Here is a 25,626-nt window from a genome sequence, read left to right on the forward strand (position 1 = left end):
GCGAATGTAGGCCGGACGGGCCTGTCCGGAACGGCCCTCGGTGCACGATCCTTGGCCCTCGGTGCGGGAATCGGTGCGACCGGCCCCACACCGGCGGCCGGCACGCTGTGGCCGGCCGAGGTCGTGGCCCCTGACGCCGACCGGCGGGAACGAGCGCGATGCTCCTGCTCGACTCACGGAACCTCCCCGAGCCGGAGCGCGCCGGCACCGTCGCGAGCCGGATGGCCGAGGCGAGCCGGGCCGCGGTCACGCTCGCCCCACACGAGCGGCCCTGGGCGCGCATGGATCTGTGGCAGCTCGGCCGGCTCCAGCTGTTCCGGACCGCCTCGTCCGGGATCGCGATGTCCCGCAGCGAGCGCGAGACACACCGCCACGAGACCCCGATCGTCGCGCTGGCCGTGCAGCAGCACGGCACGGCCCGGCACGAGCAGTTCGGACACCGCCACGAGATCGCGACCGACGGGCTGATGCTGGTGGACCTCTCCGAGCCCTTCGCCTTCTCGTGGGGCACGCGAGGGGCGTCACGGGCGCTGCAGATCCCGGTCGACGAGCTCGCCCTGCCTGCCGACGTCGTGCGCAGTGCCTCCACACGGCTCGCCACCGGCCCGCTGACCCGCCTGGTCACCCAGCACATCATCGACCTGTTCCGGGAGGCCGACCGCATCGCCGGGGGACCGCAGGCAGCCATGGTCGGCGACGTGAGCATCGACCTCGTTCGCGCGCTGCTGTCCTCGGCCGCGGCCGACGGACGGTCGGCGACACGCGACGTCCTGCACGACACGCTGCTCGCCCGGGTCCGTGAGTTCGTGCGCCAGAACCTCCGCCACCCGGAGCTCGGCCCGCGCATGATCGCCGACGCGCACAACGTGTCCGTACGCCACCTGTACGAGCGCTGCGCCGGTGCGGGGATCAGCCTGGAGCAGCTCATCATCACCCGGCGGCTGCAGGGCGCCCGCGACGCGCTCGGCCGGCCCGACTCGTCGCACAGGACGATCGAGACGATCGCCCACGAGTGGGGTTTCCGGGACGCCACGCACTTCGGCCGCCGGTTTCGTGCGGCCTACGGCACCACGCCGGGCGAGCACCGCGCCCGCGCCGCAGCCCCCGCCGGAAGAATCCGGGCACGCCGGGAATGATCCGGCCACCCCGCCCGTTGGAACGACTGTCCGAGCCGGGCGACACGAGTCCCCGGGCCGCAACAGATAACCGCCGCCGTGGAATACCGTCCGGCTGGAGCCGCGGTGTGCTACTCGCCGCGAGGCGACCGGCGCCCGGTTCGGACACCTTCTCCCGACCCACCTCCTGTAATCCGATTGCCGCCGTGTGCGAGGCCGATCACCATGGTCGGCGACCGCGACACCCCTGACGACCAGGCACACTGAACGAACGATGTCCACCGATCCCGCCCCCTCCGCGAGCGACCGACCCGACAACGGAGCCGATACCGCTGGCCGGCCCCGACGTCCCCGTCGTCGTCGACCGAGTTCTCGTCATACCGACATCGACGACTCGACCAGCATCGATCACTCGACCAGCACGGACCAGGCCGCAGCGCAGTCCGCCCCCGGGACGGAGGGCGCCGCGCGCGGCCGTCCGGCCCGCGAGCAGCCGCGCCGACCGCGCCGCCGCGGGCCGCGGGGCCGGAGCGCTGCCGTCACGGCGCCCGGCCCCGACCCAACCTCCGTGAGCGAGGATCCGGGCCCCGACCCCGATGACCGCTCACGAGTGGCGCCGCCGCGCATCTCCTACCCCGCGGCGTTGCCGGTGTCGGCGCGCCGCGAGGAGATCTCCGACGCCATCCGGGACAACCAGGTCGTGATCGTCGCGGGCGAGACCGGCTCCGGGAAGACGACCCAGATCCCGAAGATCTGCCTGGAGCTCGGGCGCGGTGTGCACGGGATGATCGGCCACACCCAGCCGCGGCGACTCGCCGCGCGCACGGTCGCCACCCGGATCGCCGAGGAGCTGGGCGTCGAGCTCGGCGGGGCGGTCGGCTGGAAGGTCCGGTTCACCGACCAGGTCAGCGGCTCCACCATGGTCAAGCTGATGACCGACGGGATCCTGCTGGCCGAGCTGGCCGGCGACAAGGATCTGCGCCGGTACGACACGCTGATCATCGACGAGGCGCACGAGCGCAGCCTCAACATCGACTTCATCCTCGGGTACCTCACCCGGCTGCTGCCCCGCCGTCCCGACCTCAAGGTGATCATCACCTCGGCGACGATCGACCCGGAGCGGTTCGCCCGGCACTTCGGCGGGGAACGGACACCGGCGCCGATCGTCGAGGTGTCCGGCCGCACGTACCCGGTCGAGGTCCGCTACCGGCCCGTCGTCGACCCCGACGATCCGGACGCCGACCCGGACCGCCAGCTCGACGACGCGATCGGCGACGCCGTCGTCGAACTGCAGCGCGAGGGGCCGGGCGACGTGCTCGTGTTCCTGCCCGGGGAACGCGAGATCCGTGAGGCCGCCGACGCCCTGGAGCGGCGAAACCTGCGGAACACCGAGATCCTTCCGCTCTACGCGCGGCTCTCGACGGCCGAGCAGCAACGGATCTGGCAGCCGCACGCCGGAAACCGGGTCGTGCTCGCGACCAACGTCGCCGAGACCTCGCTGACCGTCCCGGGGGTCCGCTACGTCGTCGACACCGGCACGGCACGCATCTCGCGGTACTCGCGCCGGCTCAAGGTCCAGCGGTTGCCGATCGAGAAGATCTCCCAGGCCTCGGCGAACCAGCGGACCGGGCGCTGCGGGCGTACCTCCGACGGCATCGCGATCCGGCTCTACGCCGAGGACGACTTCGACGCCCGCCCCGAGTTCACCGACCCGGAGATCCTGCGGACCAACCTGGCATCGGTCATCCTGCAGATGATCGCGCTGGACCTGGGCGAGATCTCGGAGTTCCCGTTCGTCGAGCCCCCGGACCGCCGGTCCGTCACCGACGGTCTCGACCTGCTGCACGAGCTCGGTGCGCTGCGCCCGGACCGGCGCTCGCTGACCGCCGTCGGCCATGCCCTGTCCCGGCTGCCGGTCGACCCGCGGCTGGGCCGGATGCTGGTCGAGGCGCACCGCAACGGCTGCCTGCGCGAGGTGCTGGTGATCACCGCGGCGCTGTCCGTGCAGGACCCGCGCGAGCGACCGACCGAGCAGCGCCAGGCCGCGGACGACAAGCACCGCCGGTTCGGCGTCGACGGGTCGGACTTCCTCGCCTACCTGCGGCTGTGGGACCACCTGAACGAACGCCGCGACGCTCTCTCGGGCGGAAAGTTCCGCCGCGAACTGCGCGACGACTTCCTGCACTACCTGCGGGTGCGCGAGTGGTGGGACCTGCACGGCCAGCTCCGTCAGGCCGCGCGCAGCTCGGGGATGGATCTGAACGAGCGCGATCCCGAGTGGGCCGCGCACGCCGACCGGATCCACCAGTCGGTCCTCGCCGGGCTGCTCTCCCAGGTGGGCATGCAGGATCCGCTCGCCGAGAAGAAGGACGGCAAGAAGGAGCGCAAGGGGCCGAAGGACTATCTCGGTGCCCGCGGCGCGAAGTTCGCGATCTGGCCCGGGTCCGGGATCGCGAAGAAACCGCCGCGCTGGGTGATGGCCGCCGAGCTCGTCGAGACGACACGGCTGTGGGCGCGCACCGTCGCACCCGTGCAGCCGGACTGGATCGAGCCCCTGGCCGGCCATCTCGTCAAGAAGACATATTCGGAACCCCGCTGGTCGAGGAAGCGGGCGAGCGCGGTCGCGACCGAACGGGTCACCCTGCACGGGCTGCCGCTGGTCGCCGACCGCACCGTCGCGTACGGCCGCATCGACCCCGAGGTGAGCCGGGACCTGTTCCTGCGCCACGCCCTCGTCGAGGGCGACTGGGAGACCCGGCACCCGTTCTTCCATGCCAACCGCGAACTGCTCGACGACGCCGAGGAACTCGAGCACCGGGCACGGCGGCGCGACCTCGTGGTGGACGAGGACACCCTGCTCGCGTTCTACGACGAGCGTGTCCCGGCCGACGTGGTCTCCGGAAAGCACTTCGACCGCTGGTGGAAGGAGGAGTCGCAGCGCAGTCCCGAGCTGCTCACCTACACCGAGGAACTGCTCACCACCGACGCCGCGCAGCAGGTCGACCGGGCCGCGTATCCCGACCACCTGGCCGCCGGCGGGCTGACCCTGCCGCTGTCCTACGCGTTCGAACCGGGGCACCACACCGACGGCGTCACCGTCGACGTGCCGGTGGCAGCGCTGCACCAGGTGGACCCGACTCCGTTCACCTGGCAGGTCCCGGGGCTGCGTGAGGAGCTGGTGACCGCGCTGATCAGGACCCTGCCGCGCAACCTTCGGCGCAACTTCTCCCCCGCGCCGGACCACGCGAAGGCGGTCCTGCGCCGGCTCGCGGGCGACACCGACCGGCCGCTGCTCGACGGCCTCGAGCGCGAGCTGGGCCGGATGCGCAACGTCGAGATCCGGCGCGAGGACTGGGAGCTCGACCGGCTTCCCGAGCACCTCACCGTCACCTTCCGGGTGCTCGACGAGTCCGGTACCGAGCTCGCCCGCGGCACCGACCTGGACCGCCTGCGCCACGAGCTGGCGCCGAAGGTGCGCGAGGAGCTGGCCGCCGCCGGGACCGAGGTGGAGGCCTCCGGGCTGACGTCCTGGACGATCGGCGAGCTGCCCCGTGAGCTGCCGATCCGGCGCGGGGCGCACGTCGTCACCGGCTATCCCGGCCTGCTCACCAGAGGTATGCAGAGCAATGCGGTGGACGTGCGGGTGTTCGCGACCCCGGCCGAACGCGATCTCGCGCACCATCGCGGCGCGCGCCGGCTGCTACTTCTCGGCACCACCCACCCGGGCAAGCAGGTCCAGCGCGGGCTCGACAACCGGGCCCGGCTGGCGTTGTCACGCAACCCGCACGGCTCCCTGGACGCGCTGCTCGACGACTGCACCACCGCGGCGGCCGACCACCTGATCAACCGCGGTGGTGGCGCCCCGTACGACCGGGCGCAGTACGACCGGCTGGCCGAGCTGGTGCGGATGCGACTGCCGGCGACCACGCTGCAGGTGCTCGACGCCGTCCGCGGTGTCCTCGAGGCCTGGCACGCGGTCGGCACGAGGCTGGCCGAGCTGCGTGGGCCCGCCACCCGCGACGGTGTCGCCGACGTGCGGGCGATCATGGATCGGCTCGTCACGCCGGGCTTCGTCACGGCGACCGGCGCGACCCGGCTCGGCGACGTCAAGCGCTACCTGCAGGCCCTCGGCCTGCGGCTGGACAAGCTGCACGCCGATCCCGGCCGCGACGCCCGCTGGACCGCCGAGATCGCGCCGGTCGAGGCCGAGTACCGCGGCCTGCTCGCCGCGCTGCCGGAGGGCACCGAGCCCTCGCCTGCGCTGCGTGAGATCGGCTGGATGGTCGAGGAACTGCGGGTGTCGCAGTACGCGCACCCGATGAAGACCCGGTACCCGGTCTCGGTGCCGCGGGTGGAGCGGGCGATCGACGAGCTGTGAGTGTCGGTGGCAACCGGCACACTCCGTGGCATGGACGCACCCATCGCCACGTTCTCCCTGTTCGCCCTCGACTGCCCGGACCCGGTGGGGCTCGCGCGGTTCTACTCGCGGATCACCGGCTGGCCGCTCGCCGAGCAGGACCACGACGACTGGGTCGAGCTCGACTCCGGCGGGGCCGGCGCGACGCTGGCGTTCCAGCGGATCGAGGAGGGCGAGTTCCGCCCGCCGCAGTGGCCCGGGCAGGAGCACCCGCAGCGGGCACACACCGACTTCGCGGTACCGGATCTCGACGCCGGCGAGGCCGCGGTGCTCGCGATCGGGGCCCGCAAGCACGACGTGCAGCCCTCCCCGGACAGCTTCCGGGTCTTCCTCGACCCGATCGGGCACCCCTTCTGCCTGGTGAAGCCATGACTATGACACCGGGCGACGGAGCGCACCGCCCGGGCCGACGCCGCAGCGGAACTGCGGTCGGGCTGCCGACGAGCTGAAGCGCAGTGGGATGTCGGTACGCGAACTCGGCCGGGTCCTCGGCGTCTCCTACCAGCGGGCGAGTCAGCTCACGAGCGGATCGGCGCGGCAGGCCTCCTGACCTGCCGGCCGGCCCCGGCGAGGCACCGGTGACCGGCGGGATCGCGCCGCGGGCGTGAGGATCATGGCCAGACGCCGACGGCGAGGGAGCCGCGCAGATGACCACACCGACCACCCCGTACACCGAACTCGGCGAGGCACTCGGTACCGACTTCTTCTCGGTGCGCGACCAGTTCACCGACGAGCAGTGGCAGTTGTTCATGGACACGCGCAGGTTCGTCGACACCGAGGTCCTCACCGACATCAACGACTACTGGGAGCGCGCCGAGCTGCCCTGGCACCTGTTCCGCAGGCTCCCCGAGCTCGGCGTCGTGGGCGAGGACATCGCCGGCCACGGCGCGGCGGAGATGAGCCCGCTCGCGCTCGGGCTCGTCCACATGGAGCTGCACCGCGGGGACGGCTCGCTGGGCACCTTCCTCGGGGTGCATGCCGGGCTGGCGATGAAGGCGATCGACATGTGCGGCTCCGACGAGCAGAAGCAGCGCTGGCTGCCGTCGATGTCCACCATGGACAAGCTGGGGGCGTTCGCGCTGACCGAGCCGCAGCACGGTTCCGACTCCGTCGCGCTGGAGACGACCGCGACCCGCGACGGCGACGGATGGGTGCTGCACGGCTCGAAGCGGTGGATCGGCAACGGCACGGTCGCCGATCTCGTGGTCGTCTGGGCGCGGGACACCGACTCCGGGGACGTGCTGGGCTTCGTCGTCGAGACGCCGGCCGAGGGCTACTCGGCCACCGTCATCCCGGGCAAGGTCTCGCTGCGCGCGCTGTGGCAGGCCGACATCAGCCTGGACGGCGTCCGCGTCCCCGAGGAGAACTGCCTGGCGCACGCCCGCACGTTCGCCGACTGCGCCGCCGTGCTCGCCACGACCCGCAGCACCTGCGCGTGGATGGCGTTGGGCCACGCCACCGCCGGCTACGACGCCGCGCTGCGCTACGCGACGACGCGCGAGCAGTTCGGCAAGCCACTCGCGAGCTTCCAGCTCGTGCAGGACCGGCTGGTGAAGATGCTGGCCGACCTCACCGGCATGCAGCTCTACTGCATGCAGACCGCCCGGCTCGCCGAGGCCGGGAAGCTCTCCCCGACCGTCGCCGGCCTGGCGAAGATGCACAACACGCGCACCGCCCGGTCGATCCTGTCCGAGGCGCGGGACCTGCTCGGCGGGAACGGGATCCTGCTGGAGCACCACGTCGTCCGGCACTGGGCCGACATCGAGTCGATCCACACCTTCGAGGGCACCGAGACGATCCAGACCCTGATCGTCGGCCGGGACATCACCGGCATCAGCGCCTTCGCCTGATCCGCCCGGTCAGGCCGCCAGATCGCGCGGGCCGGGGCTCGCCGGGCCGAACCGGCGGGCCAGCTCGGCACGGACCCGGCGGTCCGAGTGCTCCTCCAGCCACCGCCTGCCCCGCCGGGACCGGGCGACGACCAGCGACGCGACGAGGTTGCGCAGCACCTGCGACGGGACGATCCACGGCGCCGTCACCGGCAGGGCCAGGTCCCGCATCCCCTCGGCCCGCAGGAACACCCGCAGCAGGGAGAGCAGCCGCCGCCGCGCCCACCGCCCGCACCACCCGGGTCGCTCGGCCCGCACGCCCTCGACCAGTGCTTCGGTCAGCCGGGCCCCGTTCGGGGTCACGTCCCCCTGGGCGAGCAGCACGTGGTGGTTGAACGCGTTCTGCTCGCGCTCGGTGTCGAACAGCCAGTCCGCATCGACGCCCATCAGCCATCCGACGTAGCGCCAGAGGTGCATGATCGCGTCCGACTCCGTGCGGGAGACGTGGCGTCCCAGGAGCCTGCAGCCCAGGATCGCGGTGCTGTTGAACAGGCCGAGGGTCGCCGCGAGATCCGACTGGTTGATCGGCAGCCCGTGCTCACCGGTGTCCCAGTCGCGCTCGTACCGGTCGGCGACGAGCGCGTGCATGGCCCGCACGTGCACGGTCGTCCGCCAGCCCTCACCGCCGCGTTCCATCCCGCCGGGCCTGCTCACCGCGAAGCCCCACGCCTGGGTCTCGCCGAGCCGGCGCATCGCGCCCTCGCCGGTGAGCCCGCCGGTGCGCACCAGCAGCTCGGTCGGGCCGCCGTAGCGATAGCCGCCGATCAGCGAGAGGCCCAGCAGGACGTCGTCGCGGCTGCGTCCGAGCCGCCGGTATGCCCGCCCGCCCCGTTCCAGCAGGTCCCGGTCGAGCCACGGCGGTTCCGGGCTGACGCTCGCGAAGAACTCCCGCAGCGGCGCCGGGGCGTCCGCGGGCGGCCCGCCGGCGGCGAGTGCCTGGTGGAACGCCCGCATCGTCACCCGGTCCGGGGCGTCGCGGCGCATCGCCCGGGCCAGCCGGGCGCCGGTCTCGTCCCGGGTCGTCATCCGCCTGCCCAGCTCGGCGATCAACGACTCGTCGGGTTCGCGGACCCGGGCGATCAGGCCCAGCGGGCGGGCGATGCGGGCCGAGCGCTCCGGTGCGCTGCGGAAACGTCGCGGGTACGGCTGCGCGACGGACGTCTCTGCCACCATTCCCGGATGCTGACACGAGCGAATACTCGCGTTCAATGCGCGTTCGGGAGGTTCCCGTGAGCGCGCGGCCGGCGCGGCGGCGGGCACCGCAACAGGAGCGCTCGCGGCAGATGGTGGAGCGGATCGTCACCGCCGGGCGGGAGGTGCTGGTGGCCCACGGCTACGACGGCGCGTCGACCAACCGGATCGCGGCGGCCGCGGGGATCTCCCCCGGCTCGCTCTACCAGTACTTCCCGGACAAGGACGCGGTCGTCGGCGAGGTACTCGGCCGGTACCTCGACGATCTGGAGACTCGCGTCTCGCGCGCATTCCTGGAGGCGGTACCGGCCAGGGACGTCGCGGACGCCGTCCACGCCACGGTGGTGGCGTTGCTCGACGTGATCGGCGAGCAGCCCGACCTGCACCGGGTCCTCGCCGAGCAGCTGCCGCGCACCGCGGGCGGGCGCCGGGTCGCGTTCGCCCGCCGGATCGACGAGCTGGCCACGATGGCGCTGCTCGGCCGGGGCGTCCCACCGGAACGGGCGCGGGTCACCGCCTGGACGGTCGTGCGCACCGTCGAACACGTGACGACGAGCTACATCCTGGAGCGCCCCGGGTTCGACCGCGAGGTGGTGGTCGCCGAGCTGACCCGGCTCGTCACCACCCATCTCGGCGGATCGGCACCCGGGGTCTCGTGACGAACGAGCCGGAGCCGGGACCGCGGCGATCCGTTCAGTCCTTGTCGGACATCCCGATCACGGTGTCGAGTCCGGACAGCACCAGCGAGCGGCGCGCCTGGCTCCCGCCCGGCGCGACGAGCGTCAGCGGTACCCCGTCGGCCGCCATCCGGCGCGCCGCCTCGGACAGCAGCGCGATCCCGGCACTGCTGACGAACGCGTCCGCCGCCAGGTTCAGCGTGACCGGCAGGCCGCGGGCGGCGTGCTCCATCAGCGGCGCCCGGATCGCCGCGACGCCGTCGTGGTCCAGGTCCCCGACGATCGCGAGCCGGACACCGTGGGTGTCCGGCGTGACCCGCAGCCGCGCCGCGGCCGGACGGGCGTCGTCCTCACCCGAGGAGGACCCGGCCGGCGAGGTGGCACCGTTGCGGTCCGGCTCGACCTCACCGGCGACGAACTCGACCGGCGGCCCCGCGCCGGGGGTACCCACGTCGACCGGGGTCGCCGGCAGCCGGAACCGCACCGTGGTCCCGGTCTCCGACGGGGCGATGTGGACGTCGTGTGCGAGCTCCCGGATGAGCGCGATCCCCCGTCCGCGGTAGCCCGGATCCGCAGGCGGGGGCCGCCACCGGCCGCCGTCGGACACCCGGGCCACGACGGATCCGTCCGCGGAGAGCGCGAGTTCCAGGTCCACCCCCGCACGGTCGTCGGCGGCGGCGCCCTCGTAGGCGTGCTCGATCGCGTTGGTGACGGCCTCCCCGACGGTCAGCTGCAGGTCGTTGGCGGCGTCCTGGCCCATCCCGCAGAGGTCCGCCCAGCCGCCGACGGCGCGACGCAATGGAGCCAGCCGCTTCGGGTCCGCCTCGATCGCGATCCGCAGTGGAGCCGGCATCAGCCGGGCGACGACGACGACCGTGTCGTCCGGTACCGACAGCCCGTCGGACATCCGGTTGAGCAGCGTGTCGGCCATGTCGCGGGGCTGGGCCCCGGCGAGGTCGCCGAAGGCGTCGGAGAGCCGCGCCAGGCCGTCGTCGATCACCTCGTCGCGCCGCTCGAACAGTCCGTCCGAGCACAGCAGGATGGTCTCGCCCGGCTCCATCCGCGCCGTCGCCTCGCTGAACGGCGGCCGGCCGGAGATCCCGAGCGGTACCCCACGTCCGTCGGAGAGCGTGCGCACGCCGTCGGTGCCCGCGACGAGCGGCGGCGGGTGCCCGGCGCTGGAGTACCGCATCTCGCCGGAGGCGATGTCGATGGTCGCGATCGCGACGGTGCTCGCGGTCGCGCCGCGGACCCGCAGCGCGTACTGGTCGAGCTGCTCCAGCGCCCCGGCCGGGGACTGGCCGTTGACCAGGTTCGCGGCGACGGCACTGCGGAGCTGACCCATCACCGCCGCGGCACCCGGGCCACGCCCGACGACGTCGCCGACGACGAGCGCGACGGTGCCGTCGTCGAGATCGAGGACGTCGAACCAGTCGCCACCGGCCTCGGTCCCCTGCGTTCCGGGACGGTAGCGGGTGGCCAGCGACAGCCGTTCGATGTCCGGCAGCTTCTGCGGCAGCAGGCTGCGCTGCAGGGTGACGGCGACCTCGTGTTCGGCCTGGTGCAGCTGTGCACGCACGATCGCCTGCGCGCACTGGTTGGCCAGCGTGCGGACGAAGCTCTGCTGCTCCGGGCTGAAGGTGGGTTCGTCGGCGAACCGGAACCCGATCACGCCGATGGGGCGGGCGGCGACCAGGAGCGGCACCGCGGTGTGTACCGGGTAGCGGCGGACCTCGGAGAAGTCCTGCGCGTTCCAGATCGGCTCGCCGTCGATCACCGCCCGCCTCAGCGGATGGCTGCGACCGGGCGTCCGCATCGGCGGGCCGTCCTCCGGCCATCCCACCTCGCGGAGCAGCGTGAGCTGCCCGTTCTCACCGACGACGAGGACGGCCACCGCCTCGGCGCCGATCGAGCTCCGGCCGTGCTCCACGACCACCTCGGCCACCGACTCCAGATCGGTCGCCCGGGCCAGGCCGGTGGCGACCGCCCCGAGCCGCTCGGCGAGTCGGCGGGCGTCGGTCTCGGCGTCCAGCATGGACGCCCGGTCCAGAGCCTGGGCGGCAAGCTCGGCGATCGCCAGCGCGGCCTCCTTGTCCCCTTCGGACAACCTGCGCTCGCTCAGCATGGACACCGACAGCACACCGAGCGTCCGGTTGCCGGCGACCAGCGGCAGGTAACCCGTGGCCTGCGCGCGGTCCGGGGCGATCCCGAGCTGCGCCGGATACCGTGCGGCCCACTGTTGTGCCGAGCCGTACCACCGGGGCTCACGGTCGGCGATGACGTCGGCGAACACCATCGGCGCGTCCACCGGGATCCGCCCGGCGCGCTGCCAGAGATCCTCGTCCCAGCCGTGCCCGGTGAGCGCCTGCAGCCATTCCCCGCGGATCTCCCACAGCCCCGCGAAGTCGGCGTCGAGCAGCCCGACGATGTGGTCGGCGGCGATCGTCGCGACCTCGCCCGCGGTGGCGGCGGCGGACATCTTGGCGGTCGCCCGGTGCAGCAGGCCGAGGCGCTGCGCCGAGGACCGTTCCTGTTCCAGGAGCCGCGCGTTGTCGACCGCGAGCCCCGCGCGCCGACCGATCTCGGAGAGCATGTCCAGGTCGTCGGCGGTGTAGGGCTCGCCCGGCTCGGTCCGGACCGTGGTGAGCACCGCGCTGGTCCGCCCGCGGGCCGGCAGCGGGACGACCATCGCCGACCGGATCCGCAGCCGTTCCCAGGCGCGGCGCTGCAACGCCGGAAGCCGCGCGAGCACGTCGTCGAGCCGATCCGGCCCGACGATCTCCGGCTGCCTGATCCGGTCGTCGATCGGCGCCAGCGGGCTGAGCCGCCACAGCGACGGCTCGAGCGCGGTCCGCTCGGCCGCCACCGCGAGGGTGCCTGCGTTCTCCTCGGGCTCGGCGTCGTGCACCAGGGCGATGTCGGCCAGCCGCTCGTCGACGACGGCGCGGACCAGCTGGTCGGTCCGCCCGGTCCGGGTGATCTCGCTCTCGAGGGACTCGGCGACCTCGGAGTAGATCCGGTGCCGGCGCTGCTCACGGTGCTGGACGTCGATGTCGAGGCACCCGCCGACGTAACCGGCGGACCGTTCGCCGTCGCTGACGGGAGCACCGCGGTCGAGCACCCAGCGGTAGCGTCCGGCCCGGTCCAGCAACCGGTACTCCACCTCGAACGGTGCGTGCGCGCGGGCCGCGGCCGAGGTCACCGACCGGTACCGCTCCCGGTCGTCGGGGTGGATGCGGCGGCGCCAGTCGAGGCCGAGCTCGGGTGACGGGTCCTCGACGCCGGTGAAGTCCAGCCACCCACGGTTGACGAACAGCCGGTGCCCGCCGGGATCGTCGACCCAGATCAGCGCCGGTGTCGAGTCCGCCATCGCCCGGAACTGCAGCTCGGCGGCCCGCCGGACCCGGCCCAGCTGCAGGTGGTTGGTGACCCGGGCGAGCAGCTCGCGGGCGGAGAAGGGACGGACCAGGTAGTCGTCGGCGCCCGCGGCGAAACCCTCGAGGGCGGCCTCCTCCCCGGCCCGGGAGGACAGCAGGACCACCGGGACCCCGACGGTGCGCGGGTCGGAGCGCAGCGCCCGCAGCAGCTCGATGCCACCGCTGGCGGGGAGCGCGGCGTCGGCGACGACGAGGTCCGGCGGGTCGGTGCGAGCGGCGTCCAGGGCGGCGGCGCCGTCGGCCACGACCTGCACCGTCCAGTGCTCGCTCAGCAGGTCGCGCAGGTAGCCGCGCATCTCGCGGTCGTCGTCGACGACGAGCACCCGGTCGGGGTTGACGATGTCCAGGCCGTCGACGACGGAGCCGTCCAGCGAGCGTCCGCGGTTCGCCGGGCAGGGCCGCCCGACGGCGGCCTCGGCCTCGTCCGGCGGGTCGGGCAGCCAGCGCAGTGCCTCCGCGACATACGGCCCGGCGAGCCGCGGCGTGGTGCGGGTGCCGACCGGGGACCGGACCAGCCGGTCCCCGGGCAGGTGCGCGAACCCCAGCGGGATCCGCACGGTGAAGACGCTGCCCCGGCCCGGCTCGCTCGCGACGCCGATGCTGCCGCCGTGCAGCCGTACCAGTTGGCGGATCAGCGGCAGCCCGAGCCCGCTGCCCTCGGCGGTGCGTCCGCGCGGGCGGCCCGGCCGGCGGAAGCGGTCGAACAGGGAGTCGATCTCGTCGTCCGGGATACCGACGCCGGTGTCGGCTACCTGCAGCACGACCTGCTCGCCCTCCTGGGTGAGCTCGACGGTGACACCACCGTCCGTCGTGTACTTGACGGCGTTGCTGAGGAGGTTGAGGACGACCTTCTCCCAGGCGTCCCGGTCGACCCAGGCGGGGCGGCCGGGCGGGGGGCAGGACACGTCGAGAGCGAGCCCGGCCCGTTCGAGGACCGGCGCGAACGCGGCGACGATCTCGGCCGTCGTGGCGCCCAGCTCGGTCGCGGCGAACAGTCCTTCGTGCTTGCCGGACTGCAGCGCCGAGACGTCCAGCAGGCCGTCCACGAGCTTGAGGATCCGCTCCGCGTTGCGGTGGGCGAGCTCGGCCTGGCCGCGCACCGCACCGTCGGTGTGCGCACGCAGCCGTTCCAGCGACCCGAGGACGAGGCTCAGCGGGTCGCGGAACTCGTCACCGAGGCCGGCGTAGTAGTCGGCGCGGGCCTGCTCGACCGTGCTGAGATCGTCCCGGTGGTCGCGTTCGCGGTCACGGATCACCGCGGTGGTGAGGACGGTGCCGATGTGGTCGACGACCAGCCGCAGGAACGATCGGTGCGCCGCGTCGATCGGCAGCAGCGGTGGCGCCCCGATCACCACGGCGATGCAGGCGACCCCGTCCGGGGTGTGCATCACCCCCCTGGCCAGGTCGGTGACCGGCAGCCCGGCTCCGTCCCCGTCGTCCGGGGCGGGTTCGGCGGTCACGAACTCGACGACCGGACCGGCGTCGGGCCCCGGATCGATCGGCAGCCAGTTCGCCGGCGGCCCGTCGACCCGCACGGTGATCAGCGAGCGGGGATCGGGCCCGCAGGTGGTGACAGCCGCGCAGCCGATGTCCTCCACCGAGTCGTCCAGGACGGCGTTCAGCCGTTCGACGGCGACGTCCAGGGACGGCGCATCGCGGGCGACCTCGCCCAGCCCGGCGAGCACGCTCATCCGGCGCGCGCCCACCACGCTCTCGGTGACCTCGGTGACCAGCGTGAGCAGGCCCAGCACCCGGCTCGCGGGCCCCCGGACGGGGGTCGCCGAGTAGTTCCACCAGGTGACCTCGGGGACGCCCCAGCGACTCAGGACCAGCCGGTCGGCGGCGCGGTAGATGCCCGCCCGCTCCCCGGACAGCAGCTGCGGGAGCTCATCGGCCAGGTGCGCGTCGAGCTCCGGCCAGCCCTCGCGCAACGGACGGGCGAACGTCCACGGATGCCTGCGGCCGGCGCGTGCGGCGAACTCGTCGTTGTAGAACAGCACCAGCTCCGGGCCCCACCACGCCACCAGCGGCTGCCGGCTCTCCAGCATGAACCGGATCGTGTCCTCGAGCTCGCGGTCCCAGCCGGCCCGCGGGCCGAGCGGCGTGACCGACCAGTCGGTCGACTCCAGCAGGGTACGCACCGGGACGACGTCCGCCGCCCGCTCGTCGGCCTCTCCCACCGCGCGCGCCACCCCGTTCCGCGTTGCTTCCGCCACCGCCGGACCACGGCGGCGGACCCTGTTCTGCCCAGGATCTCACCATGGCCTGCGTGTCGGCAGGTCCTGCCCCGGTGCGGAGCCGATCAGCCGGTCCGGTGCCGGGCCGCGTCCCGGCGCGCGGCGAGCCACTGTCGCAGGTCGGTGAGCGGGGCGTCCCGCTCCGGCTCGTGGTAGATCTCGTGCCACAGCCCGTCGTACCAGCGCACCGTGGTGTCCGGGGAGCCGCTGGACTCGTCGAGTTTCCGGGTGCCCTCCGGGTCGGTGAGCCGGTCGGCGGTGCCGTGCTGGACCAGCAGCGGCAGCCGGAGCTCGCCGGTCCGGGGCGGCAGGCTCGCCATCTGCGCGTAGACGGCCGCGCCGAGCGACAGGGTGGGCTTGCCGTGGTGGACGAGCGGGTCGGCGTCGTAGGCGTCGACGACGCCCGGGTCGGAGCTGATCGCGGACGTGTCGAGACCGACCGGGCGCACCGTCGGCAGGACCCGGGAGACCAGCGACAACACGGGGACCAGCGCCGCCGGAACGACGTCGGACGCGAGCGCGGGCGCGGACAACGCGAGGCCGGCGAGCCGGTCCTGGTGGCGCAGCGTGTAGGCGAGCGCGATCTGGCCGCCGAGGCTGTGGCCGAGCAGGAAGACCGGCAGGCCGGGGTGCCGCGAGACGATCTCGCGCCGGAACATCTCGAAGTCCTGCAGCAGGTCGTCGTAGCGCCGGACGTGTACCCGGGTCCCGCCGGAGCGCCCGTGCCCGCGGTGGTCGATCCCGTAGACCGCCCACCCGTCCGGGAGCAGGGTGTCGACGACCGTGCCGTAGCGGCCGGAGTGCTCACCGATCCCGTGGCTGATCAGCAGGACGCCGGCCGGGTCGCCCTCGGGCAGCCAGCCCTGCCAGAAGAGCTCGACGCCCCCGACGCCGGGCAGCCGGCCCTGCACGTCCGGGCCGGGTGTCACGGCCCCGCCACGTCCTGCTCTGCGCCCTGCTCTCCCTGCTTGAGGTCCTGCTCTCCGCCCTGCTCAAGATCCTGATCGACACTGCCTCCGGCGGGGACCTCGACGTCCACGCCCGTTCCCGGGCCGGCGACCAGCCGGTACCGACCGGCGTCGAGGTCGGGGAGGTGGAACGTTCCGTCGGCCCCCGTACGGGACTCGGCGACCGGTTCGCCGTCCTGCTCCAGGGCGACGTCGACGTCCGCGGCCGGCGAGCCGCCGGCGGTCCGGACGGTGCCGTGGACATCGGCGGCGCGACCCAGCCGGAGCCTGGTCCCGGCGCCCGCGTCACCGACCGTGCAGGCGGCGACGCCGGGGCGGTACCCGTCCATGCCCGCGACCACGACGAACGCGCCCGAGCCCGGCACCGGGATCCGGGCGACGCCGTCGGCACCGGTGACCGCGGAACCGACGGGCCCGCCGGCACGGTCGCGAACGCTGACGGCGGCGCCGGTCAACGGGTTGCCGTCCGCCTCGACGACCTGCACCTCGACGTCCTGCGGGGCGGTGCCCTCGACGACGGCCGCCGGCTCGGGGCCGGAGCGGGGCATCGTGAGGGCGACCTCCTCGGCGGGCTCCGTCACGGGCGGGCTCGGGACCACGGTCGGCGTCGTGTTCACGGTCGGCGTTGTCATCGCGGTCGCGGTCGGCGTCACGGTCGCGGTCGGGGTCGCGGTCGGGGTCGGCGTCGTGCTCACGGCGGGGGTCGCCTCCGGTTCGGTCGGCGGGGTCGGCGCCGGCGGCGCGGCGGGGCGGACTGTGGTGTTCTCCGCCGAGCTCACGGTGGAGGTGTCGGTGTCACCCGTCTCCGGAGTCTCAGTGGAGATCTCGGTCTCGCCCGTCGCCAGGTTCACGGTGGGGGTGTCGGCCTCGCCCGTCGCCGGAGTCTCGGTGGGGGTGTCGGCCTGGCCCGTCGCCGGAGTCTCGGTGGGGGTGTCGGCCTCTGCCGTCGCCGGGGCTTTCGGTGGGGCGGGGACGTCCACGGTGGACTCCCCGGCGCCCGGGGCGGTGTGGAGCCGGGCGGTCGGGGTCGAGCGCAGCAGCCGGGGCGCCGGTCGCGGCGGGGGTTCGGGGTTCTCGCCCGCGCCACGCGAACGCATGCCGCCGGGGACCAGCCCCATCGTCGCGGGACGGGCACCGGTGGTGACGGGATCGGCCGGCCCCTGCTGCTCCGGCCCGCGACCGGTCCAGCCGTGCTGGGCGGTGATCCGGTCGCGGGCCTCGCGGAACTCGCGCTCGGTGTCCGGTGTGGCCACACCGCGCGCCGGGCGCTCGGCCGGGACGGCCGTCACCCGCTTGACCAGGTCGGGATCGACCGGGGAGCGGGAGTCGGGCCGGGCCGCGACAGCCGGGCGGGGCACCGCGGCCGCCTCCACAGAACCCTCGTCGGTCGAGTCCTTCTCGGTCGAGTCCTTTTCGGCCGGGTCCTCGTCGGTCGAGTCCTCGTCAGCCGGGCCCTCGTCAGCCGAGTCCTTCTCAGCCGAGTCCTTCTCAGCCAGGTCTTTCACAGCCAGGTCCTCGTCGACCGCACGGTCGGCCGAGGTCCCGACAACCCCGATCCGGTCGACCGGGTCGCTCGGGCCGGAGTAAGCAGCCGGGACCTCACTGGCCGCAGCCTCGTCCGCGGTGGTCACCTCACCCGCCACGTCCCGACCGGCTGTCGCGGAGTCCGCGCTCGCAGTCAGGGTGCCCGGCCCGGTCTCGGCTGCGCTCGCCTCAGCCGCAACCGTGTCCGCCTCAGCCGCAACCGTGTCCGCATCGGCCGTAGCCGCGTCGGCACCGGACGTCGTGGGCTCCTCGTTCACATCGCGGGCGGAGCGCGGGACGTCGTCGTCGCTCCCCTTCGCACCCCGAACGACCGCACCGGCCGCCGCTGCGGCAGCGACGGTCGCGGCCGCGCCGGCGACCATGCCCCCCGCGGTTCCGCCGGACGACCCGGCGTCGTCGGCGGTCTCCGTGGTCTCCGTGGTCTCCGTGGTCTCGGCCCCGCTACCGAACTCGATCGGCTCCGTCGCCTCCGCGGACCCGCCGGGAGCACGGTCCGCGGTGATCCGGTCCACCTCCACCTCGTGCGCCGGCCCGTCCGGGACGGGCCTGGCGTCGGACCAGACCGGGCCGGCGTCGTCCGGCTCCGTGCCGGGTGCCGAGGTGTCACCGGCGTCGGTGCCGGAGATCGAACCGGCCGGAGCGTCGCCGGAGCGCGCCGGTGCCGGGTCCGGGTCGCCCACGTCCTCCGTGCTCAACCGGGCGTCGTCGACCGCGGAGCTGCCACCGGCGGATGTACCGGCCGCATGCAGCCGGTACGGGAACGGGGCGACGACGGAGGCCGCCACCGGGGTGCTGATGTCGGGTGCCGAGCTGTCCGGGCCACGGCTCGCGGTCTCGGAATCGCTGATTCCGGCCGGCCGGGGCCGGGCGACCGGCGACGGGCTGGGCACCCGGCGGGTCGGCACGGTCGGCGGCTCCACGGGCTCCACGGGCTCGACCGGCTTGCCGTCCTTGAACCCGCGCGACCACGGCGGGCCGACCGGCCCGATGCTGACGTCCGGGGTGACCCGCGGCTCGCCCGGACCGGCCTGGGGGATCCGATCGGTCGGGCCCTCGGTCTCGTCGTCGTGCTCCGGGACGCGGGTGATGTCGGGTGCGGACGAGTGCGTCGAGCCGATCGCGGAACGGGTACCGACCGCGGGCGTGTCCTCGTCGTCGGTGTCGTCGAACTCGGTCTCCGCGGCCGAGCCGTCGGCGGCCGAGCCGTCGGCGGGGCGGTCGGCGGAGCCGTCGGCGGGGCCGTCGGCGGGGCCGTCGGCGACCGAGCCCTCAGCCGGAAGATCGGCGACCGGGCCGGCGACAGGATGGTCCGCGTCCTCGGTGCCCTCGGCGTCCGGTTCGGACGGTGCGGGCGGTGGGGTCTCCGGGGACTCCGGCTCACCCGTGGCGTCCACACTGTCGGCGGGCTCGGGTCCGGCGGCTGCGGAGTCGCCCCCGTCCACCGGGTCGTCCTCCCCGCCGGACCGGGGCGGCCGGTCCTCGAGGCCCCGGGCCCGCCGGTCGACGAGGTCCGCGACGGTGCGCGGCGGCGCATCGCCGTCGTGCGACGTCGGGTGCTCGTCCCGGCTCCGCCCCCACCGCAGGAACGCTGCGATCCCGACGGCCACCAGCACCACCACCAACAGCCCCAGCAGGGCCCACGTCGACATCTGGAGATCCTCCTGCCGGAACGGACGAACCGGAGCCGACGACAGGTCGCGGCCCGGGAAGGTCCGGCGCGCCGTGCGGGCCCACGGTCCTCGAGGACACATGACCCGGTCGGCACGTCCGGCGACGAACCGTAGCACCGATCACGCCGTCACCGGCCGGGTGAACACGGCCCGCGTGTCGGCGGATCACGCCTCGCGGCGGCACCCACCGGCCGGGCTCCGCCGGGCGGGATCGGCGAGAATCTCCCCCATGACCAGCGACCCGGTGACACCCGAGCTCGCCGAGATCGCGGCCGCACACGGCGTCGCGACCTCCTATCTGGACGGAACGCGCACCGAGCAACGGATCGACGCCGGGGTGGTGCGAAGGATCCTCGGCCTCCTGGATGTGGACGTCGCAGGCCCCGGCGCGGAACGGGTCGCACTCGCGGGTACCCGGGAGAAGGCGTCGGCCCGCACACCCCCACCGACGATCGGTCACCGCAGCGACCGCGCCCGCCCGGTGCCGGGCCGCGGCAGGCTGACCGCCACCGACGGCCGGCCCGCCGAGGACGGCTGGGCCCGCGATGTGGACGGGGAGCTGCCGGCCGGGCTGGAGCCGGGCCGCTACCTGCTGGAGACCGGAGGCGGGCGCTCGACCGTCGTCGTCGCGCCTCCCACGCTGCCCGACCCGCCGCGGACCTGGGGCTGGATGCTGCAGCTCTACGCGCTGCACTCCCGCTCGTCCTGGGGCATCGGCGACCTCGGCGACCTGACCGACCTGGTTCGCGGTGGGTACGGCGCGGGCGCGGTGCTGCTCAACCCGCTGCACGCGATCACCCCGGTGCCGCCGGTGCAGCCGTCGCCGTACACACCGTCGTCGCGCCGCTACGCGACGCCGCTCGCACTGCGGATCACCGATCTGCCCGCCTACGCCACCGCCGACGCCGCCACCCGCGCCGAGGTCGACGCGCTGCGCCCGGAGACCACCGGCGACCGGATCGCGCACGACCGGGTCTGGGCGGCGAAGCGCTCGGCACTGGAAGCGTTGTGGCGCAGCGCCGGACACCCGGACGGGAACCCGGACGCCGATCTGACGTCGTTCGCGACGTACTGCGCGCTCGCCGAGCGCCACGGCGGCCGCTGGTCCCTGTGGCCCGACGACCTCCGCCGCCCCGACGCCGCCGGTGTCCCCGTCGCGCAGCGGGAGCTGGCCCCGCGGATCGCGTTCCACTCCTGGGTGCAGCGTCAGGCCGAGGCGCAGCTGGCCGGCGTCCGCGCGGCGGCACGCGAGGCGGGAATGCCGGTCGGCGTCATCCACGACCTCGCCGTCGGCTGCGACCCCGAGGGTGCCGACGCCTGGATGCTGCAGGACGTACTGGCCCTCGACGCCACCGTCGGCGCGCCGCCGGACGCGTTCAACCAGCGCGGTCAGACCTGGGGCCTGCCGCCGTGGCGCCCGGACCGCCTGGCCCGGACCGGCTACGCCGCGTTCGGCGACATGACACGCGCGCTGCTCTCGCACGCCGACGGCCTGCGCATCGACCACGTCATGGGCCTGTGGCGGCTGTGGTGGGTGCCGGCGGGTGAGAGCGCCGACCGCGGCACCTACGTGCACTACGACGCCGACGCGATGCTCGCCGTCCTGCTGCTCGAGGCGCACCGGGCCGGCGCGCTGGTCGTCGGCGAGGACCTCGGCACGGTGATTCCCGAGATCCGCGAGGACATGGCCGAGCGGAACCTGCTGGGGTCGACCGTGCTGTGGTTCTCCCGCGATCCCGACCCGGAGACCGGTGGTGACGACGGTCCGCTGCGCCCGCCGTCGCACTGGCCCGAGCGGTCGGTCGCGACGATCTCCACGCACGACCTGCCGACCGCGCCGGGCTTCCTGCGTGGGGAGCACGTCCGGGTCCGGGCCGAGCTGGGTCTGCTCGACGACCCGGCCGCCGAGGAGGCGAAGGCCGCCGCCGAGCGCGCCGAGCTGCTGGACCTGCTCGTCACCGAGGGCCTGCTGGAGTCCCCGGACGAGGCCGACGAGGACACCGTCGTCGTCGCCCTGCACGGGCTGCTGGCGTCCGCCCGGTCGAGGATCGTGCTCGCCTCGTTGTACGACGTCCTCGGCGAACCACGCCAGCCGAATCTCCCCGGCACCGTCGACGAGTACCCGAACTGGCGGATCCCACTCCCGGTCACGCTGGAGGAGGCGCTGGCCGACGACCGTGTCCGGCGGGTCGCCGAGGTCCTGAACCGGCGGGCCGCGCCGCAACGGTGACCTGGCAGTATCCGGGCCGATGACCGCACACAGCCAGACCGACCTCGACGCCGTCGACCTGGTCCGCGCCGACGGTACCGCCGGTGCCCTGTGGCAGGCCTGGACCACCGGCGAACGGCTCACCGCGCTGCCCGAGCTGCTGCGCCCCCGCACCCTCGCCGAGGGCTTCGCCGCCCAGCAGCGGTTGTCCGAGCGGGCCGGGCCGTCGTACGGCTGGAAGCTGGCCGCGACGGCGCGGGCCGGTCAGGCGCACATCGACGTGGACGCGCCGCTGCCCGGGATCCTCTTCGAGCGGTTCCGGCACGTCCCCGGCGACGTCGTGCCGTCCGGAGACCTGCACATGGCGGTCGCCGAGGCAGAGTTCGCGTTCGTGCTGGGACCCGCGGTGGACGCCGGGGCCTCGCGTGACGAGCTGCGGGCGGCCGTCGTCGCGGTGCACTGCGCGGTGGAGCTGCCCGAGTCCCGGTTCGACGACTTCGTCGCCGTCGGCGCCCCGTCGCTGCTCGCCGACGCGGCGTGCGGCGGCCGGTTCGTGCTCGGTCCGGAGATCGAGGACGGGCCGGACCTGGACCTGGCCGCCACCCCGACCGAGCTGCAGGTGGACGGTGCCGCCGCCACCGGCAGCGGCGCGTCCGTCCTGGGTGATCCGTGGACGGCGCTGGCCTGGCTCGCGGACACGCTCCCGCAGTACGGTGCTCGGCTCGAGGCGGGTGCGCTGGTCACGACGGGGACCACGACGGTGCCGGTCGCGATCCGGCCGGGTGCCACGATCAGGGCGTCCTTCGGCGAGGGCGGCGCGCTCGGTTCGGTCGAGTTCACCCTCGCGCCCGCCTGATCCGGCCGCACGTGCCGGGTGCTGCTGCGGTCAGCGGATCGTGTTCAGCACCCCCGCCGCGCACCGCACGCGGACGTCGGTGCCGGCCCGGACGTCGTCCACCTCGCCGTCGATCTGCACCGGCATCGGCCCGCAGGTGGTGAACCGGAACTCCGATGTGGACGGCTGACGGCCCAGCCCGGAGAGCGCCGCCTTCACCGCGATCAGAACCTGCCGCCACTTCGGACGGTGCTCGAGCAGCACGACCTCGAACCGGCCGTCGTCGGGCCGGCTGTCCTCGCTCAACTCGGCGACCTTCGCCATCTCGCCGATGTTGGTGAGGACCAGGTTGTCGATCCGTTTCCGGTCGCCGGTCGAGAGCTCGATCTCGAACGGGGTGAACGCCCAGAACGTCCGGATCGTCGTGAGCACCTCACGCAGCGTGCCCTTTCCGCCCTGCTCGATCTGCAGCGCGACGACCGGGGTCAGCCCGAACCCGATGTAGGAGTGCGCGTACCGGGGCGGTGCGTCACCCAGGCGCATCTCCAGCAGGTCCATACGCTCGGTCCGACCGTCCAGGATGGCCTCGGCGAGTGGACGGCGGGCGGTGACGCGGTCGTGGTCGTTGGCGTTGCCCGCCGGGAGGACCGCCGCCGCGGCTCCGGTTCCGGGCACACCGGCGATCCCGTCGACGACCTCGTTGTAGCCGCCGTCGCCGCTGGCCGACACGATCAGCGGACGGCCGGGCCCTTGGGCGATCTCCCGGGCGATGTCGCGGGCGTGACCGGCGTACTCGGTGGGGCGCAACCGCACCGGCAGTTCGGGACGGGCCGCGGCGAGCTCGTCGCGCAGTGTGCGGGCGAGCGCGTCGGCGTCGCCGGTGCTGCCCGGGTTGAACACGACCAGCACGGAGTCGATCGTCTCGGCCACGCGCGCAGCGTAGTCGCGCAGGAGCGCGACCCTTACGGCACGGTGGACCGCATGGATCTCCGACTGGACGGGCGACGGGCGATCGTGACCGGCGGAAGCCGCGGGATCGGGTTCGCGACGGCCCGGGCGCTCGCGGCCGAAGGCGTCCGGGTGGCGCTGCTGGCCCGGGATGCGACGCGCCTCGACACGGCGGTGGCCGCGTTGCGCGACACCGGGGCCGTCGACGTGCTGGCCGTCCCGGTGGACACCACCGACGACGACGCCGTCCGCGCCGGGGTGGACGCGGTCGCCGGTCATTTCGGCGGGGTCGACATCCTGGTCAACGCCGCGGCCCGGCCGGCGAGCGCCGGTGCCCCGTCGGACCTGGCCACCACCACGGACGACGCGGTGCGGGTCGAGCTGGAGACGAAGCTCCTGGGCTATCTGCGCTGCGCGCGGGCGGTCGCGCCGCTGATGACGGCGCAGGGCTGGGGCCGGATCGTGAACGTGAGCGGGCTGAACGCGCGGAGGTCGACGTCGCTGGTGGGGTCGGTGCGCAACGTCGCCGTCGCGTCGATGACCGCGGCACTCGCCCACGAGCTGGGGCCGCACGGGGTGAACGTGACCGTGGTGCACCCGGGGATCACGGAGACCGAGCGGACGCCGGGAGTCCTCGCCGAGCGCGCGTCCGCCGCGGGCGTCGACGAGACAGCCGTGCGCACCGAGCTGGGGGCGACGACGACCATCGGAAGGATCACCACCGCGGCCGAGGTCGCGGACGTCATCACCTTCCTGTGCTCCCCGCGCTCGGTCGCGATCAACGGGGACGCCGTGGCAGCCGGGGGCGGCACGCCGGGCGTCACGCACTACTGAGCGCGAGCGGGAACCGCCGTGGCGATGGCACGATGGCGGGATGGACGCGACCCGCGTGGACCGCTGGCTGTGGTCGGTGCGCCTGGTGAAGACGCGTGCCGAGGCCGCGACCGCCTGCCGTGGTGGGCACGTACGGATCAACGACCGGCCCGCGAAGCCGTCCGCGCCGGTGCGCGTCGGTGACCGCGTCCGGGCCCACGTGCACGACCGGAGCCGGATCGTCGAGGTCACCAAGGTGATCGAGAAGCGGGTCGGGGCGCCGGTCGCGCAGGAGTGCTACGTCGACCACACCCCGCCCGAGCCGAGCACCGCGGGGATGCCGGTGTTCGCGCGGCGCGACCGCGGCGCGGGACGCCCGACGAAGCGCGACCGCCGGATCCTCGATCAGCTCGGCCTGTCACGCCCGAGCTCGTAGGCGTCGGACGCCACACGCCCGAGACAGTTCCCACCTGTGAGGATGGGAGCCATGTACGACGCCCTGATGCGCACCGTCCTGCGGCACGTCCCGTCCGAACCCGCACACCGGATGGGCTTCGGCGTGGTGCGCGCACTCGGTGGCGCGCCGGGCGTCGGGCCACGCCTGGCCGGGCGACTCAAGACCGCCGACCCGGTGCTGCGGACCCGGGCACTCGGGCTGGACTTCGCGGGCCCGCTCGGCCTCGCCGCCGGATTCGACAAGGACGCCGAAGGTGTCCTGCCGCTGGGCCGGCTCGGTTTCGCCGCGGTGGAGATCGGGACGGTGACCGGGCGCGCGCAGCCGGGCAACCCGAAGCCCCGGCTGTTCCGGCTGGTGGACGACCGCGCGCTGGTCAACCGGATGGGATTCAACAACGCCGGTGCCGCGGCGGTCGCCCCCCGCCTGGCCGCGCTGCGGTCGCACCCGGCGCCCGGGATGCCGGTGCTCGGGGTCAACATCGGTAAGAGCAAGGTGGTGCCGGCTGAGGAGGCCGTCGGGGACTACCGCGCGAGCGCCGCCGCCCTCGGTCCGTACGCCGACTACGTGGTGGTCAACGTCAGCTCGCCGAACACGCCGGGCCTGCGGGATCTGCAGCAGGTCGACGTCCTGGAGCCGCTCCTCGTGGCGGTGCGCGACGAGCTCGACCGCGTGTCCGACGGCCGCCGGGTGCCGCTGCTGGTGAAGATCACGATCGATCTGGCCGAGGCGGACGTCGACGCGATCGCCGACCTCGCCGTCCGCCTGGGCCTGGACGGTGTGGTCGCCACGAACACGACGATCTCCCGCGACGGCCTGCGCACCCCCGCCGACGAGGTCGCGGCCGCCGGTGCCGGTGGGATCTCCGGGCGTCCGCTCGCGGCGCAGGCTCTGAAGGTGGTCCGACAACTGCGGTCGCGCCTGTCCGACGACCAGGTCGTGATCTCGGTCGGCGGGATCGAGAACGCCGCCGACGCCTACCGCCGGATCCGCGCCGGCGCGGCACTCGTGCAGGCCTACACCGGATTCGTCTACGGCGGCCTGCTCTGGCCGACCCGGCTGCACCGCGAGCTCGCCACCCTGCTGAGGGCCGACGGGTTCACCGACATCGAGCAGGCGGTCGGCGCCGATCTCTGACTCCGGGCCGCGCCCTCTCCCGCTCCGCCTCGCGTCGCTGTGCCCCTTCACAGCGCGCAGGTTCGCGAAGGGCACACCCGAGTA

At 74.1% G+C, this 25,626-nt stretch carries 15 protein-coding genes; 10 read left to right on the forward strand and 5 right to left on the reverse strand.

From position 1 onward, the window contains the following. Positions 1-158 precede the first annotated feature (158 nt). The 4 genes from JOF36_RS34255 (at position 159) to JOF36_RS34270 (ending at position 7,382) form a co-directional block, all read left to right on the forward strand. A complete protein-coding gene (locus JOF36_RS34255; protein WP_210034948.1) occupies positions 159-1,136 on the forward strand; it encodes a helix-turn-helix domain-containing protein in 978 nt (325 codons plus the stop codon). Between the two features lie 547 nt (positions 1,137-1,683). Next, complete coding sequence (hrpA, locus tag JOF36_RS34260; RefSeq protein WP_307862730.1) at positions 1,684-5,493, forward strand: ATP-dependent RNA helicase HrpA; 3,810 nt, start codon at positions 1,684-1,686, stop codon at positions 5,491-5,493. 30 nt (positions 5,494-5,523) lie between these two features. Continuing rightward, the gene (locus JOF36_RS34265; RefSeq protein WP_210034953.1) at positions 5,524-5,904 is read left to right on the forward strand and encodes a VOC family protein; all 381 of its coding nucleotides are present in this window, start codon (positions 5,524-5,526) and stop codon (positions 5,902-5,904) included. A gap of 275 nt (positions 5,905-6,179) precedes the next feature. Continuing rightward, entirely contained in the window at positions 6,180-7,382 is a 1,203-nt protein-coding gene (locus JOF36_RS34270) for an acyl-CoA dehydrogenase family protein (RefSeq protein WP_210034955.1), read from the forward strand. A 9-nt stretch (positions 7,383-7,391) separates the two neighbouring features. Here JOF36_RS34270 and JOF36_RS34275 read toward each other — a convergent pair whose 3' ends face one another. Next, on the reverse strand, positions 7,392-8,594 hold the full coding sequence (locus JOF36_RS34275) for an oxygenase MpaB family protein (protein ID WP_210034957.1): 1,203 nt from the start codon (positions 8,592-8,594) through the stop codon (positions 7,392-7,394). Between the two features lie 56 nt (positions 8,595-8,650). Here JOF36_RS34275 and JOF36_RS34280 point away from each other — a divergent pair, with 56 nt between their 5' ends. Further along, a complete protein-coding gene (locus tag JOF36_RS34280; RefSeq protein ID WP_210034959.1) occupies positions 8,651-9,271 on the forward strand; it encodes a TetR/AcrR family transcriptional regulator in 621 nt (206 codons plus the stop codon). A 34-nt stretch (positions 9,272-9,305) separates the two neighbouring features. Here the strand turns inward: JOF36_RS34280 and JOF36_RS34285 are convergent, their stop codons facing one another. The 3 genes from JOF36_RS34285 to JOF36_RS34295 all read right to left on the reverse strand — a co-directional run bounded on the left by JOF36_RS34285 (position 9,306) and on the right by JOF36_RS34295 (position 19,125). After that, positions 9,306-14,906: a SpoIIE family protein phosphatase gene (locus JOF36_RS34285; RefSeq protein WP_210034960.1), complete on the reverse strand. Its 5,601-nt coding sequence runs from the start codon at positions 14,904-14,906 to the stop codon at positions 9,306-9,308. Between the two features lie 122 nt (positions 14,907-15,028). After that, positions 15,029-15,892, reverse strand: coding sequence for an alpha/beta hydrolase (locus JOF36_RS34290; protein ID WP_210034961.1), 864 nt, complete (start codon positions 15,890-15,892; stop codon positions 15,029-15,031). Beyond that, positions 15,889-19,125 (reverse strand): carboxypeptidase-like regulatory domain-containing protein, encoded by a 3,237-nt coding sequence (locus tag JOF36_RS34295; RefSeq protein ID WP_210034965.1) that lies wholly within the window; start codon positions 19,123-19,125, stop codon positions 15,889-15,891. Before JOF36_RS34295 ends, JOF36_RS34290 begins: the two co-directional genes overlap by 4 nt. A 250-nt stretch (positions 19,126-19,375) precedes the next feature. On the opposite strand from JOF36_RS34295, the gene malQ reads away from it, so the two are divergent. Next, positions 19,376-21,376, forward strand: a complete 2,001-nt coding sequence (malQ, locus tag JOF36_RS34300) for a 4-alpha-glucanotransferase (protein ID WP_210034966.1) — start codon at positions 19,376-19,378, stop codon at positions 21,374-21,376. A gap of 19 nt (positions 21,377-21,395) precedes the next feature. Further along, a complete protein-coding gene (locus JOF36_RS34305; RefSeq protein WP_245351072.1) occupies positions 21,396-22,211 on the forward strand; it encodes a 2-keto-4-pentenoate hydratase in 816 nt (271 codons plus the stop codon). Positions 22,212-22,241: 30 nt separating this feature from the next. On the opposite strand, the gene JOF36_RS34310 is transcribed toward JOF36_RS34305, so the two are convergent. Further along, entirely contained in the window at positions 22,242-23,120 is an 879-nt protein-coding gene (locus JOF36_RS34310; RefSeq protein WP_210034967.1) for a diacylglycerol/lipid kinase family protein, read from the reverse strand. A 51-nt stretch (positions 23,121-23,171) separates the two neighbouring features. Between JOF36_RS34310 and JOF36_RS34315 the strand changes: the two genes are divergently transcribed. Genes JOF36_RS34315 through JOF36_RS34325 form a run of 3 tightly spaced genes read left to right on the forward strand, consistent with a single transcriptional unit; the run spans position 23,172 to position 25,542 of the window. Then, on the forward strand, positions 23,172-23,972 hold the full coding sequence (locus tag JOF36_RS34315; protein ID WP_210034969.1) for an SDR family NAD(P)-dependent oxidoreductase: 801 nt from the start codon (positions 23,172-23,174) through the stop codon (positions 23,970-23,972). A gap of 40 nt (positions 23,973-24,012) precedes the next feature. Next, on the forward strand, positions 24,013-24,387 hold the full coding sequence (locus JOF36_RS34320; RefSeq protein ID WP_210034971.1) for an RNA-binding S4 domain-containing protein: 375 nt from the start codon (positions 24,013-24,015) through the stop codon (positions 24,385-24,387). Between the two features lie 51 nt (positions 24,388-24,438). Next, positions 24,439-25,542, forward strand: a complete 1,104-nt coding sequence (locus JOF36_RS34325; RefSeq protein WP_210034973.1) for a quinone-dependent dihydroorotate dehydrogenase — start codon at positions 24,439-24,441, stop codon at positions 25,540-25,542. The last annotated feature ends 84 nt before the right edge of the window (positions 25,543-25,626 follow it).

The sequence above is a fragment of the Pseudonocardia parietis genome, assembly GCF_017876315.1.
Classification (GTDB): Bacteria; Actinomycetota; Actinomycetes; order Mycobacteriales; family Pseudonocardiaceae; genus Pseudonocardia; species Pseudonocardia parietis.

Coding starts and splice junctions, on each gene's coding strand:
- JOF36_RS34255 (WP_210034948.1), top strand. CDS start 159: ATGCTCCTGCTCGACTCACGGAACCTCCCCGAGCCGGAGCGCGCCGGC.
- JOF36_RS34265 (WP_210034953.1), top strand. CDS start 5,524: ATGGACGCACCCATCGCCACGTTCTCCCTGTTCGCCCTCGACTGCCCG.
- JOF36_RS34270 (WP_210034955.1), top strand. CDS start 6,180: ATGACCACACCGACCACCCCGTACACCGAACTCGGCGAGGCACTCGGT.
- JOF36_RS34275 (WP_210034957.1), bottom strand. CDS start 8,594: ATGGTGGCAGAGACGTCCGTCGCGCAGCCGTACCCGCGACGTTTCCGC.
- JOF36_RS34295 (WP_210034965.1), bottom strand. CDS start 19,125: ATGTCGACGTGGGCCCTGCTGGGGCTGTTGGTGGTGGTGCTGGTGGCC.
- malQ (WP_210034966.1), top strand. CDS start 19,376: ATGACCAGCGACCCGGTGACACCCGAGCTCGCCGAGATCGCGGCCGCA.
- JOF36_RS34305 (WP_245351072.1), top strand. CDS start 21,396: ATGACCGCACACAGCCAGACCGACCTCGACGCCGTCGACCTGGTCCGC.
- JOF36_RS34315 (WP_210034969.1), top strand. CDS start 23,172: ATGGATCTCCGACTGGACGGGCGACGGGCGATCGTGACCGGCGGAAGC.
- JOF36_RS34320 (WP_210034971.1), top strand. CDS start 24,013: ATGGACGCGACCCGCGTGGACCGCTGGCTGTGGTCGGTGCGCCTGGTG.
- JOF36_RS34325 (WP_210034973.1), top strand. CDS start 24,439: ATGTACGACGCCCTGATGCGCACCGTCCTGCGGCACGTCCCGTCCGAA.